The 12051-nt window shown below is 58.6% G+C and carries 11 protein-coding genes and 1 riboswitch; of the genes, 2 read left to right on the forward strand and 9 right to left on the reverse strand.

Annotated features, from left to right (window positions below):
- Positions 1-149: 149 nt before the first annotated feature.
- Positions 150-911, reverse strand: a complete 762-nt coding sequence (locus ABWQ15_RS12495) for a ZIP family metal transporter (RefSeq protein WP_353909279.1) — start codon at positions 909-911, stop codon at positions 150-152.
- Positions 912-1142: 231 nt separating this feature from the next.
- Positions 1143-1243, forward strand: a riboswitch (purine riboswitch).
- 56 nt (positions 1244-1299) lie between these two features.
- Here ABWQ15_RS12495 and ABWQ15_RS12500 point away from each other — a divergent pair.
- Complete coding sequence (locus ABWQ15_RS12500) at positions 1300-2550, forward strand: amidohydrolase family protein (RefSeq protein WP_353909109.1); 1251 nt, start codon at positions 1300-1302, stop codon at positions 2548-2550.
- A gap of 111 nt (positions 2551-2661) precedes the next feature.
- Here the strand turns inward: ABWQ15_RS12500 and ABWQ15_RS12505 are convergent, their stop codons facing one another.
- The 7 genes from ABWQ15_RS12505 to ABWQ15_RS12535 all read right to left on the reverse strand — a co-directional run bounded on the left by ABWQ15_RS12505 (position 2662) and on the right by ABWQ15_RS12535 (position 8323).
- Positions 2662-3135, reverse strand: a complete 474-nt coding sequence (locus ABWQ15_RS12505; RefSeq protein WP_353909110.1) for a COG2426 family protein — start codon at positions 3133-3135, stop codon at positions 2662-2664.
- Between the two features lie 72 nt (positions 3136-3207).
- Complete coding sequence (locus tag ABWQ15_RS12510) at positions 3208-4017, reverse strand: hypothetical protein (RefSeq protein WP_353909111.1); 810 nt, start codon at positions 4015-4017, stop codon at positions 3208-3210.
- Positions 4011-4706 carry an ABC transporter ATP-binding protein gene (locus ABWQ15_RS12515; protein WP_353909112.1) on the reverse strand — a complete coding sequence of 232 codons (696 nt, stop codon included), beginning with the start codon at positions 4704-4706 and terminating at the stop codon, positions 4011-4013. Before ABWQ15_RS12515 ends, ABWQ15_RS12510 begins: the two co-directional genes overlap by 7 nt.
- Positions 4687-5079 carry a GntR family transcriptional regulator gene (locus tag ABWQ15_RS12520; RefSeq protein WP_353909113.1) on the reverse strand — a complete coding sequence of 131 codons (393 nt, stop codon included), beginning with the start codon at positions 5077-5079 and terminating at the stop codon, positions 4687-4689. The genes ABWQ15_RS12515 and ABWQ15_RS12520 overlap by 20 nt, the downstream gene beginning before the upstream one ends.
- Before the next feature lie 194 nt (positions 5080-5273).
- Entirely contained in the window at positions 5274-6119 is an 846-nt protein-coding gene (locus ABWQ15_RS12525) for an HAD-IIB family hydrolase (protein ID WP_353909114.1), read from the reverse strand.
- A 72-nt stretch (positions 6120-6191) separates the two neighbouring features.
- The gene (locus ABWQ15_RS14135; protein WP_502919125.1) at positions 6192-7460 is read right to left on the reverse strand and encodes a PSP1 domain-containing protein; all 1269 of its coding nucleotides are present in this window, start codon (positions 7458-7460) and stop codon (positions 6192-6194) included.
- On the reverse strand, positions 7457-8323 hold the full coding sequence (locus ABWQ15_RS12535) for a DNA polymerase III delta subunit-related protein (protein WP_353909115.1): 867 nt from the start codon (positions 8321-8323) through the stop codon (positions 7457-7459). The genes ABWQ15_RS14135 and ABWQ15_RS12535 overlap by 4 nt, the downstream gene beginning before the upstream one ends.
- A gap of 278 nt (positions 8324-8601) precedes the next feature.
- Between ABWQ15_RS12535 and ABWQ15_RS12540 the strand changes: the two genes are divergently transcribed.
- Complete coding sequence (locus tag ABWQ15_RS12540) at positions 8602-9738, forward strand: pyridoxal phosphate-dependent aminotransferase (protein WP_353909116.1); 1137 nt, start codon at positions 8602-8604, stop codon at positions 9736-9738.
- Positions 9739-9819: 81 nt separating this feature from the next.
- Here ABWQ15_RS12540 and ABWQ15_RS12545 read toward each other — a convergent pair whose 3' ends face one another.
- On the reverse strand, positions 9820-11892 hold the full coding sequence (locus ABWQ15_RS12545; protein WP_353909117.1) for an elongation factor G: 2073 nt from the start codon (positions 11890-11892) through the stop codon (positions 9820-9822).
- Positions 11893-12051 lie beyond the last annotated feature (159 nt).

Here is a 12051-nt window from a genome sequence, read left to right on the forward strand (position 1 = left end):
AAAAGCATAGCGGGCGTGGGGTATTTCCCCGCGCCCGCTATGCTTGAAAGGGTCTTCTGACGCGTCTCGCGTCTCCTCCTCCGCCCAAAAACACTTTGCGTCGGATACGCCGCCAAAGCGGTCAGACGGGCACGCCAATTGCGCAATGTCTATCCCAACGCCACGTCCAGCACCATCATGATGAGAAAACCGATCACAAAACCGCAGGTTCCGGCCCGACTGTGGGCCTGAGGAACCAGCTCCTCCACCACCACATACAGCATCGCCCCCGCGGCGAAGCTCAGAAGCCACGGCATCAAGGGCCGAATTCCCGCCGCAGCCAGCACCACCAAAATGCCGAAGATCGGCTCCACAATGCCGGAGAGCGTGCCGCCCACAAAGGATCTCCAGCGGGTCCAGCCCTGCTGGCGCAGGGGAAGGGCAATAGCCGCGCCCTCGGGAAAATTCTGAATGCCGATGCCCATGGCCAGTGCCGCCGCACCCGCCAGACTTTCCCCCTGCGCCGCCAGGGCAAAGGCCAGACCCACCGCCATGCCCTCAGGGACGTTATGTAGGGTGATGGCCGTCACCAGCAGGGTGGTCTGCTTCCAGCCCGCGTCGGCGATCTCCCGCTCCCGCCGCAGCCGGGGAAGCAGGGCGTCCAGCGCCGCCAGAAACACAACGCCCAGCAGCATCCCGCCCGCCGCCGGGACCCAGCCCGGGATTTTCCATGCCGACGCCTGCTCGATGGCGGGCAGCAGCAGGCTCCACACCGATGCCGCCGTCATCACTCCGGCGGCAAAACCCAGCAGAACCTTCTGCACCCGGTCCTTCGGTGTTCCCCGAAAGAAGAAGACCGTGGCAGCGCCCAGTGTGGTCATGGCAAAGGTGAATCCCGTACCCGCCGCCGCCCACAAAAGTGCCTGTATCATCATTCGCAACCATACCTTTCGCGGCGTCTCCGCGCGGTCTGCCGGGAAAGGTCGGCTCCGTCCGCGTGACGCCAGATAAAGTGAGGTACAAAGGCGCGAAGCGCCCCGCCTTTCCGCCGCGGACGGAATGCCGCCCGTATGCCAGTATAAGCGGGCCGCTCGGCGAGGGTGACAGGGCTTGCAATCCGAAAGAAACTGTGCTATTGTGAAAATACCCTTGACTGTCAAGGGTAAGATGAATTGAAAAGGGCTCATATAATTTCGCTGTAAACGGTGCGAAAGTTTCTACGGGGCCGCCGAAAGGCTCTGCTATGGGTGTCCGCGGCGCGACAGCGCAGGCGGATGCCTCTTTTCTTTCCACCGGACTTTTTTGAAAGGAAGCGATTTTGTGACCGCGATCTTGAAAGGCGTCCTCGTCTCCGCCCCTTCCCTCGGTAAATTGGAGGTCCACGCCCCCGGCTATCTGGTCTTGGAGGGCGGCGCGATCTCCGGTGTTTTTGACACTTTGCCTCAGCGGTACGCAGGCATCCCCGTGGAGGACTTTGGGAACTGCCTCATCACCCAGTCCTTCACCGACCTCCATCTTCACGCGCCCCAGTATCCCATGCTGGGAATCGGTCTGGACCTGCCGCTGCTGGACTGGCTGAACACCTATGCCTTTCCCACGGAGGCCCGCTTTGCCGACGAGGGCTATGCCCGGGAGCAATACCGGGCGCTGGCGGCGGAGCTGATCCGAAACGGCACCACCCGCGTTTGCATGTTCTCCTCCCTCCACCGGCAAACGACGCTGATTCTGATGGAAGAACTGGAAAAATCCGGAGTCACCGGCTATGTGGGCAAGGTAAATATGGACCGCAACGGCGGAGCCAGCTTGCAGGAAACCACGGAGGAATCCATGCGGGAGACCCTCCGGTGGCTGGATGAGTGCGGGGACTTCTCTCATGTCAGGCCCATTCTGACGCCCCGGTTTACGCCCTCCTGCACCGACGAGCTGCTGGCATTTCTCGGGAAGCTGGCGGCGCAGCGGAATCTGCCCGTCCAGTCCCATCTGTCGGAAAACACAGCGGAGCTGGAATGGGTGCGCCGGCTCCATCCGGACTGCGAACAATACTGGCAGACCTATGCCAAATACGGACTGTGGACCAGCAGCACCGCCATGGCCCACTGCGTCTGGTCCGATGAAAAAGAGCGGGCCGCCATGCGTCGGGCGGGCGTCACTGCCGTCCACTGCGCAGACTCCAACCTGAACCTCTGCTCCGGCGTATCCCCTGTACGGATGCTGCTAAACGAGGGCGTAAAGGTGGCTCTGGGCAGCGACATCGCGGGTGGAGATACCCTCTCTATGTTCGATGTGATTGCCTCCACCATCCGGGCTTCTAAGGTTCGGCGCATTCTGGACGACTGGAAAACGGATTTTCTTACTACCACGGAGGGCTGGTATCTTGGCACCTCCGCAGGGGCGGCGTTTTTCGGCGCAAAGCCCGGCTTTGCCGTGGGAGAGCCGCTCCATGCGCTGGTGCTGGACGACGGGAAGCTGCCGCCGCTGCCATCGGCGGAGGAACGGCTGGCCCGCTTCATCTGTCGGCGGCAGGAGGGTGCCATCCAGGCCGTCTGGAGCGCGGGACGCAGGGCTTTGTAAGTGCCGTTACTGCCGCACGGACGGATATGTGTGAAGAGGGGAACCGGATATAAAAACGCGCTTTGATTCGACTTTCTGGGTCGAATCAAAGCGCGTTTTTTTGTAGGGTTTTCAAAAGAAAAGCTGCGCCACCCCTCCGGTGATGAGGGCGGTCAGCGCCCCCGCGATCAGCACCCCCGCCGCGATGGCGGGCAAAGCCGTTTTCATTCGGATGTCCAGCAGCGACGCCACCAGCGCTCCGGTCCAGGCCCCAGTCCCCGGCAGGGGAATCGCCACCAGCAGGGCAAGACCCGGCAGGCGGTATTTCGTGACAATGCGGCCCTTCAGATGAGCGCGGCGCTCCAGGGCCGCGATCTTCGGGCCCCACCACGCTCCCCGGCGCAGATGGTTGAATACCCGCCGCACCAGCAGCATGATAAAGGGTACCGGCAGCAGATTCCCCGCCACCGCCAGCCAATAGGCCGCCCACAACGGCAGTCCCGCCGCCACACCGTAAGGGATGGCGCCCCGCAGCTCCACCACCGGTGTCATCGCCATGAGAAAGGTGAGCAGGGCCCGCCCTGCCGTTGTCCCAAACACCGCCATGAACACTCCTTTCATGTAAAACCGGAACAGCGGAGCGGGGGCTTTCCCGCTCCGCTTGTTATTCTGCGTAACTTATTGCAAATTCAGACGTTTTTTCAGCGTCAGCGTGGTGATGACATAGTAGACCGCACCGATGATCAGCTCTGTGCCGATGAAAATGGCCATCATCTGGTGGAAGGCCCCCATCCCTTCCATGCCGGTATCAAACATATTCTGAAATTGGTCTGTATTAAAAAGCAGGCCGCTGATGAACTGAAGGGCGAACTGAAACACGAAGAAGAACAGCACGCTCAAAGCACCCTTGTGATTTGCGAAGCTGTGCCCCACGGCCATGGCCGCGTAGAACTCCAGGCACAGCACCGCGCAGCTCAGCAGGCAAAATACGATCAACTCAATGGCGATTGCCGGCACATTCAGCCCATATCTCTTTACCAACTCATGTAGCGCCTGGAGGGCCTGATGGAAATAGTAAGAGTTGAAAATATTCCGCATGATATCCAAATCGAAGAAACAGACCAGCATCGCCAGCGCTTCCACGATTCCGGTGGCAATAAACCACACGGTGGAGACGATGATCTTGGACCACACGATCTGGTGGCTGGAGACGGGCAGCGTTAATGTCACATAGCCCTCATCGCCCATCAGGTTCGTGCGGAAACGGTTCACCATCAGCACAATGGACATGATTGCCAGAGATGCCATTCCGATGATAAATGCAGCCATCAGAAGTCCGCCCAGCAGGTTGGGTAAAAAGACGTCGGAATCCAGCAAAAAGCGTATGGCAAGATTTGCTGCCAGAGCCAGCACCAGCACGATCAGGAACAGCGGCCCCATGATCCGGGCCGTGGCCCGAAACTCGTGTTTCATCAGTTTTCTCAGCATTTGAATACCTCCCGGAACAGCGCGTCCACACTCATGCCCTTTTCCTCCCGGATCTGATCCACGGAGGACTGCAGTATGACCCGCCCCTGATTGATAAAAATAACTTCGTCCAACACCTGCTCCACATCCGCGATCAGATGCGTGGAGATGATAACGGCGGCCTCCGGATCATAGTTGTTGATGATGGTGTTGAGAATGTAGTCCCGGGTGGCCGGGTCCACGCCGCCGATGGGTTCATCCAGCAAATACAGCTTTGCCGCCCGGCTCATCACCATGATGAGCTGGACCTTCTCCCGGGTACCTTTGCTCATCTGCCGGATGGTCTGGTCCATGCGAATGCTGAGGTGCTGGAGCATTTCCTCAGCCCGGTCCCGGCGGAAGTCCGCGTAAAAATCCTGATAAAAGTCCAGCAGCTTCCGGGTGCTCATCCACAGGGGGATGCAGGTACGCTCGGGAAGATAGGATACTGCGGCATGAGTGTCCTTACCGGGAACCGTCCCATTCACCAGCACCTGGCCGGAGGTAGGAGTCAGCAAACCGTTGGCCAGCTTGATGAGCGTGGTCTTGCCGCTTCCGTTAGGGCCCAGCAAGCCCACGATATGGCCCGGCTCAATCGACAGGTTCAAATGATCCAGAGCCAGGGCGTGACCATAGGTCTTCACCAGCTCATTACATTCCAAAATCGCCATTTCTCAGTTCCTCCCCCGCATTTCCCTGACGCACCAGCGTCATGATTTCTTCCTTTTCATATCCCAGCCTGACCATTGCCGTCAGGAAATTTTGAATCTGGTATTCCGCCAGACTCTGCTTCGCCGTTTCGATCATACCCCTGTCCTCCGTCACAAATCTGCCAGCGGTACGCTGGCTGTATACCAGACCGTCCCGCTCCAGCTCTGTCAGCGCCCGCTGCATGGTGTTGGGGTTTACCCCAGCCTCCACAGCCAGATCCCGCACCGACGGAAGCCGCTCCCCCGGCGGAAACGCGCCGGACACGATGCCCACCTTGATTTGCTCGATCAGTTGCGAATAGATGGGCGCATCGTTTGAAAACTGCCATTTCATGTTGTTGCACCTCCCATGCTGTGCCGTTGTCTTAAGCAAGTAATACAATAACACAATTCTAGAAATTGTCAAGCGTTTTTTGAAAAATAATTAAAATTTTCAGGGGCCGCAAAAAGCGGTCCCTGATCGGGCACAATTTATTGACAGGATCGGACAAAATCACGGCGGGGACTCGGCCTTCACCGCACCCTCACTCAGAGATACCGTTCCTCCAGCGCGGCGATTACCTCCGCCAGCGCGTCCCCGTGGGCATCGCAGACAATCCTTGGTCCGCTTTGTCTCACGGAGAGTACGCAGTTGGCCGGAGCAAAACCCACGGCAGCGAGCTCCAGCATGGAAAGGTCATTGCCCTCGTCGCCCACCGCGTAGACATTCTCCGGCGCGACGCCGAGACGCTCCGCAAGCTTGCGGAGCATTCCGCCCTTGCTGGCGCCTCTGGCGGTCATCTCAAGCAGAGATTTGCCGGAATAGATCAGCTCATAGTCCGAGGCCCAGCCATGGCCGCGAATGAATTGCTCCACCTGAATAAGGTTCTCGTGTTCCGCCTCAAACAGCAGCTTTCCAAGGGGCAGGGGCACGTCCGGCAGGCTGGCCTTCTCCTCGACCCGAACACCGGTCAAATGCTCATGCGCGCGGATAAAGCCGTTGACCTGTACCGCGTGGATGACGTTTTCCACGTGGTATGCTTCCACCCCCACCTGAGGAAACGCATCCAACACCTGCTGGCCCCGCTCCCGGCTCTCTTCCGACAAAAGGGCCGTCTCCAAATATTCGCCCGTGGCAAAGTCGTAGATAGCCGCGCCGTTGCAGATAACGCAGGGCGTGTTGATTGGAATCATGGGCGCCAGCTTTTCAAAAGCCGGAAGCGCCCGCCCGGTGGCTACGGCAAAGTGTCCGCCCTGCGCCATAAAGGATTCCAGCGCCGCCCGATTCCCTTTGGAAAGAGGCGGGATGGGCTTGCCCGTTCGCAGCGCGTCCTCCGTATAAATGAGCGTGTTATCAAAGTCGCTGGCCAGCAGCACGCCTTCAAATTTTCCCATCATTGTTCTCCTTATGTCAATTGAATCGGGGAGAGGGAACACCCCTCTCCCCAATTTCATCTTGCAAGCTGTTTATTCCGTGGGCGCTCCGCCGCTGCCGCCCGAACCGCCGCCTCTGCGGCGGCCGCCCCGGTGGTGGGGACGGCGGGCAGGCTGTCCGCCGTCGGCCTTTTCCTGCCTGGGCTTTTCACCGGCGGGTCGATCTTGTTTAGGGGGCTGAGCCTTAGCCTGAGGCTTGGGCTTGACCGGCCGGGACGGCTGTCCCTTCCCGGGCGCCACGGCCGGACTCTCCGGCTTTTTTCCGCCTTGATTGGGGCCGCTCCGTCCACCGCGACGGCGGCGATGGGAATTGCTGCGGTGCTCCCCGTCCTCCGGAGGTACTATGCGCTCCCGGCTGGGAAGATCCTCCAGCTTTTCCAAGGACATCAGCGGCTCGGAGGAGGCAAATTGCAGTGGTTCCTCCTCTTCCTTCTCCTCCACATAGCGCTCAGGCCGCTCCCGGGGGACCTCAATCCCCTCCCGGCTGCCCTTGCCGTTGCGCAGAACGCAGACCTCGCAGTTGTGGTAGCACTTCTGAGGCTCCGGCGCGGAATCCAGGCTTACCTTGACCGTCTCCCGCAGGAGGTTCACGCTCTTTACATTTCCGGGGCCGTCCGGTGTCTGGACAAAGGACTCACTTTTCGGCATTCGCTTTACCGCGTCCTCATAGGCGTTCTGCTCGTACTTCAGACAGCACATCAGCCGCCCGCAGGTACCCGAAATTTTGGCGGGGTTCAGGCTGAGGTTCTGGGTCTTGGCCATTTTGATGGACACGGGCAAAAACCCGTCCAAAAACTGGGAGCAGCAAAACGGACGCCCGCAGATTCCAAGGCCACCGATCATCTTTGCCTCGTCCCGGACGCCGATCTGGCGCAGCTCAATCCGGGCGCGGAACACACCCGCCAGATCCCGCACCAGCTCCCGGAAATCCACCCGTCCGTCGGCGGTAAAATAGAAAATGATCTTGGTGCCCTCGAAGCTGCACGAGACATTCACCAGCTTCATCTCAAGTCCATGGTCCGCGATCTTCTTTTCGCAGACGTCGAAGGCCTCGCTCTCGCGTTTGCGATTGTACTCCACAGTGCGCTTGTCGTTTTCAGTCGCCAGGCGGATCACGCTGCTGAGTGGGTGTACGATAGAGGAGTCCTCCACCTCGTGGTTTCCCTCCGTGCAGGTGGCGAATTCCGGTCCTTGGGCGGTTTCCACGATCACATGGTCGCCCATTTTAATCTGCCGGTCTCCCGGGGCAAAATAGTAGTTTTTACAGCCGCCACGAAAGCGGACGCTGATTACTTCGGTCAAAGGATACCCTCCAATTCCACAGCCAAGGCGCCCAATACATGGTTGACTCCCACGTTATACGCGCATTCCCGGCAATATGTCTGCAATAATTCTATTGTGTGCATAATTTGCTGTTTTGTCAAGTTTTTTGCAAGGAACCGCGCCGTTTTTTCCGTATTTCCCTTCGTTTCCTGCCCATAGACGGTCAAAAGCGCCTCTGAAAAGAGACCGTGGGCCTGTTCTAAAAGGGTCTGAAGCGTTTCCCGATCCGTCTTCTTTCGCTCCAGCTCCACCAGCAGCTCTGTGACAGACCCCCGCCTTTTCTCTCCCACCGCGCGGCAGAGGGCTTCCGCTGCCGCGGTTTGCTCCGTCTCCCCGCCGTCTTCCGCCGCCGGGCGCAGCTTCAGCTCCACGCACCGGGAGCGCAGGGTTTGCAGCACCACCGCCGGATTCGCCGCGCAGAAGAGGAACGCGGCGTAGGGTGGGCCCTCCTCCACAATCTTCAAAAGCACGTTCTGGTCCTGCTCCGTCAAAAGGGCACAGTCCTCAAAAATATAGACCTTCCGCGCCCCCTCATTGGGGCGGATATAGGCGTCCGACCGGACGGAGCGCACCACATCCACGGCAATGTTTTTATGCTCCGAATCCTGCACGGATATTACGTCCGGGTGAATATCCTCAAGCACCTTGCGGCACGCTGTGCATACGCCGCAGGGCTTTCCCATCTCAGCGGTACACTCCATAGCCGCAGCGGCAAACCGGGCGGCTCCGATGCGGTCGCCTGGCCCGGTGACCAGGAGCGCGTGGGCCAGAGCACCGCGCTCCGCGGCGGCACGGATGCGGGATAACGCAGCGGTATTTTCTTTTCCTTCCAGTGCCGCCATAAAGGCCCTCCTTCTTCACCGCGCGGTACGCGGCATTCGATAATTTTTACATTGTATCACGGTTCCACGAAAAATGGAATTCCGAATTTCGCATGGCGTGCCTGGGGGCAGAAGCAGCGCGGCCTGACGGGATCATGACTCGGTTTTTCGTCTTTCGGCAGCTGTTTTGGGCAATACACCGTTGACATCCGGTTGCCCCGCCGCTATACTGAAAAAAATTCCGAAAAAGCAACGGTCAAATCAGCGCTTTCCCAAATCCGGACCAAAGGAGTAAAACCATGGAACTGACATTCAATCACTCTCTCGACCATGTGAAGCGTTCCGGCATCCGCCGGTTTACCGAGGTGGTGAAAAGCGTCCCCGGCGCGGTGCAGCTCACCATCGGGGAACCGGACCTGGATACCCCGGAGACCGTCCGGGCGGCGGCAAAGCTGGCGCTGGACGCGGGAGATACCCACTATCCGCCCAATAACGGCCGACCGGAGCTGCTGGCCGCCATTTCCGAGTTTGAGGAGCGGCGAAACGGCCTGCGCTACGCCCCGGATGAGATTATTTTGACCATTGGGGCCACAGAGGCGCTGTTTATCAGCCTGTTCGCACTCCTGAATCCCGGCGACGAAGTAATTATTCCCACTCCGGCATTCAGTCTATACGAATCCATTGCCCAGCTGTGCCGCGCCGTGCCGGTGAATCTGCCCACGGAGGACAGTCAATTTCAGATCGACCCCGCGGCGCTGGCCGCGGCGATTACGCCCCGGACGAAGGCGCTGGTCCTAACCTCTCCCAATAACCCCACTGGCTGCGTGTACACAAAGGAGACGCTGGACGCCATCCACGCCGTTTTGAAAGACAAGCCCATTTTTGTGATCTGCGACGAGGTGTACCGCCAGTTGGCATACACGGACGATTTCACCAGCTTTTCCGCCTTTGCTGACATGCGGGACCGCGTCATCGTGGTTCAGAGCTACTCCAAACCCTACGCCATGACCGGCTGGCGGCTGGGGTATGTAATGGCGGATCGGCCCGTACACGACAAATTGCAGGTGGCCCATCAGTACGCCGTAGTGTCCGCCCCGGCGTTTGTTCAAACCGCCTGCATAGAGGCGCTGAAGTATGATAACTCCGCCGATACGGCGCTGTTCCGCCGCCGGAGGGACTACGTGTACAAGCGGCTGACGGACATGGGGCTGGACGTTCAAAAGCCGGAGGGCGCGTTCTACATGTTTATCAGCGTGAAAAAGTTTGGCATGGACTCCCTGACCTTCTGCACCCGCATGGTGAAGGAGGGAAAGGTAGGGCTGACCCCCGGCGTCTACTTCGGATGCGAGGGCTATATGCGCCTATCCTACTGTTATTCCGACGCGGATTTAAAGGAGGGCCTGGATCGTATTGAGGCGTTTCTTAAAACGCTGTGATGCATCCACTGCGCTTCACTGCAAAAGATCCCCGGCCGCTTTGCGGCCGGGGATCTTTGAGCTTTTAGCTTTTCTGGAAAATTATTCTTCGGCGGCCAGGGCCTTCGCCTCGGCGATGGCCTTTTCCTGCGCCGCGGGAGGGCAGTCCTCGTAGCGGGTAAAGTCGAAGGTGTAGCGGGCGCGGCTCTGGGTCATGGACCGAAGGTCGATGGCGTAAGTTCCCATTTCTCCCATGGGGATCTCGGCCACAATCTCCGTCTCACCGTCGGCAATGGGATTGGTACCCATGACGCGGCCGCGGCGCTTGTTCAAATCGCCCATGACATCGCCGGTAAAGTTATCGGGCACATAGGCATGCAGCTCGCCGATGGGTTCCAGCAAAACGGGATTCGCCTGCTCCAAGCCCGCCTTGAACGCCACATTTGCGGCGGTCTTAAACGCCATTTCGGAAGAGTCCACGGGGTGATAGGAGCCATCCACCAGCGTGGCTTTCAGGAACACCACTGGGTAACCTGCCAGCGGGCCGTGGACGCAGCTTTCCCGCAGACCCTTTTCAACGGCCGGGAAGAAGTTTTTGGGCACGGAGCCGCCGAATACGTTTTCAGCAAAAATCATATTTTCGCTCTCGAACTGGGGCTCGAACTCGATCCACACATCGCCGAACTGACCGTGTCCGCCGGACTGCTTTTTGTGGCGGCCCTGAACTTTGACTTTTTTGCGGATTTTCTCCCGGTATGCTACCCGGACGGGAGAGAACACGGCTTCCACACCAAAGCGGGACAGGAGCTTGGCCTTGAGGACATCCAGTTGAATATCGCCGGTGCCGGAGAGGACCAACTGGTGGGTCTCGGCGTTGTTCGACAGAGAGAAGGTGAGGTCCTCCTCACCCAGCTTCGCAAGGCCGCCGGCCACCTTATCGTCCTGACCCCGGGTCTTAGGGGCGATGGCCTGCGCATAGCAGGGTCTGGGGTACGGAATACCGGTTAGATTCACCACGCTCTTGGCGGAGCACAGGGTATCGCCGGTCTTCAGCTTGTCCATCTTGGCCGCCGCCGCGATGTCGCCACAGCAGACCTCTTTGACCTCAACGGCCTTCTTGCCCCTCATGGTGTACAGATGGCCCAGCTTCATGGCCTCTCCAGTGCGGGCGTTGGTCAGCGTCATATCTGCCGTGACCTTGCCGGAAATCACCTTGAAATAGGAAAAACGGCCATACTGGTCAGAGGTGGTCTTAAATACAAATGCGTAGGGATTACCGTCCTCGGTCAAATCGATCTCCACCGGCTGGCCGTCTGCGTCGGTACCCTTGCGGTTGGGGATCTCCACCGGGTTGGGGAACAGCTTCACACAGGTATCCAGCACGGTCTGGGTACCGATGCCGGTAAAGGCGCTGCCGCACATGACCGGGCAGAGAATCAGATCCCGCACACCGGCGTGGAGACCTTCCAGCAATTCCTTCTCCGTGAAGGGTTCGCCGTTGAAAAATTTCTCCATCTTTTCCTCGTTGGTCTCGGCCACGGACTCGCACAGCTGCTGATAGAAGTTTTCCACCACCTCCATTTTGTCGGCGGGGATGGGAACCTCCTCCCGGCGTCCGTCGGGCTTCAGCTCATAGGCCTTCTTGTAGATGACGTCGATCAGCGCGCCGATCTTCTTGTTCTCGTCCCACATGGGCATCATGGTGGGGCAGACGGCCCGGCCAAACTTCTCCCGCAGGGATTCCCACGCACCGTTGAAATCGCCGCCCTCCTCGTCGGTCTTGGAGATATAGATGGCCCGGGGCATGTTCCGCTCCTGCAAATACTTCCATGCCTTCTCGGTGCCCACAGAAATGCCGCCCTTTGCGGAACAGACGATGATGCCGGCATCCGCCACACGGAGAGCCTCCAGCACCTCGCCGGAAAAATCAAAATAACCCGGAGTGTCGATCACGTTGATCTTCACGCCCTTAAATTCGATGGGAGCAATGCTCAGGGAGATGGAAATTTTCCGCTTGATCTCCTCCGGATCATAATCGCAGGTGGTATTTCCATCGGTCACTTTACCGAGACGATCCGTGCCGCCGGTCAGATACAGCATAGACTCCACCAAAGAGGTCTTGCCGTTTCCGCCGTGGCCAAGTAAGCAGATATTGCGAATGTCCTTTGCAGTCATATGATTGTACTCCCTTCGATTTGTTGCTTGGGCGAGAAATCGGAAATGAAATCGCTCAATGTGGTTATTATACAATCATTTGGCGGTTAGCACAACGTCGGATTTGAAATAGAAAAAATTTTTGGTAGCCTGCACAAGAATGAAAGTAAAGAATTTACA

The sequence above is a fragment of the Oscillibacter sp. genome (assembly GCF_040505565.1).
Lineage (GTDB): Bacteria > Bacillota > Clostridia > Oscillospirales > Oscillospiraceae > Oscillibacter.

Coding starts and splice junctions, on each gene's coding strand:
- ABWQ15_RS12535 (WP_353909115.1), bottom strand. CDS start 8,323: ATGGCGGCACTGGAAGGAAAAGAAAATACCGCTGCGTTATCCCGCATC.
- ABWQ15_RS12515 (WP_353909112.1), bottom strand. CDS start 4,706: ATGGCGATTTTGGAATGTAATGAGCTGGTGAAGACCTATGGTCACGCC.
- ABWQ15_RS12540 (WP_353909116.1), top strand. CDS start 8,602: ATGGAACTGACATTCAATCACTCTCTCGACCATGTGAAGCGTTCCGGC.
- ABWQ15_RS12520 (WP_353909113.1), bottom strand. CDS start 5,079: ATGAAATGGCAGTTTTCAAACGATGCGCCCATCTATTCGCAACTGATC.
- ABWQ15_RS12525 (WP_353909114.1), bottom strand. CDS start 6,119: ATGGGAAAATTTGAAGGCGTGCTGCTGGCCAGCGACTTTGATAACACG.
- ABWQ15_RS12495 (WP_353909279.1), bottom strand. CDS start 911: ATGATACAGGCACTTTTGTGGGCGGCGGCGGGTACGGGATTCACCTTT.
- ABWQ15_RS12545 (WP_353909117.1), bottom strand. CDS start 11,892: ATGACTGCAAAGGACATTCGCAATATCTGCTTACTTGGCCACGGCGGA.
- ABWQ15_RS12510 (WP_353909111.1), bottom strand. CDS start 4,017: ATGCTGAGAAAACTGATGAAACACGAGTTTCGGGCCACGGCCCGGATC.
- ABWQ15_RS12505 (WP_353909110.1), bottom strand. CDS start 3,135: ATGGCGGTGTTTGGGACAACGGCAGGGCGGGCCCTGCTCACCTTTCTC.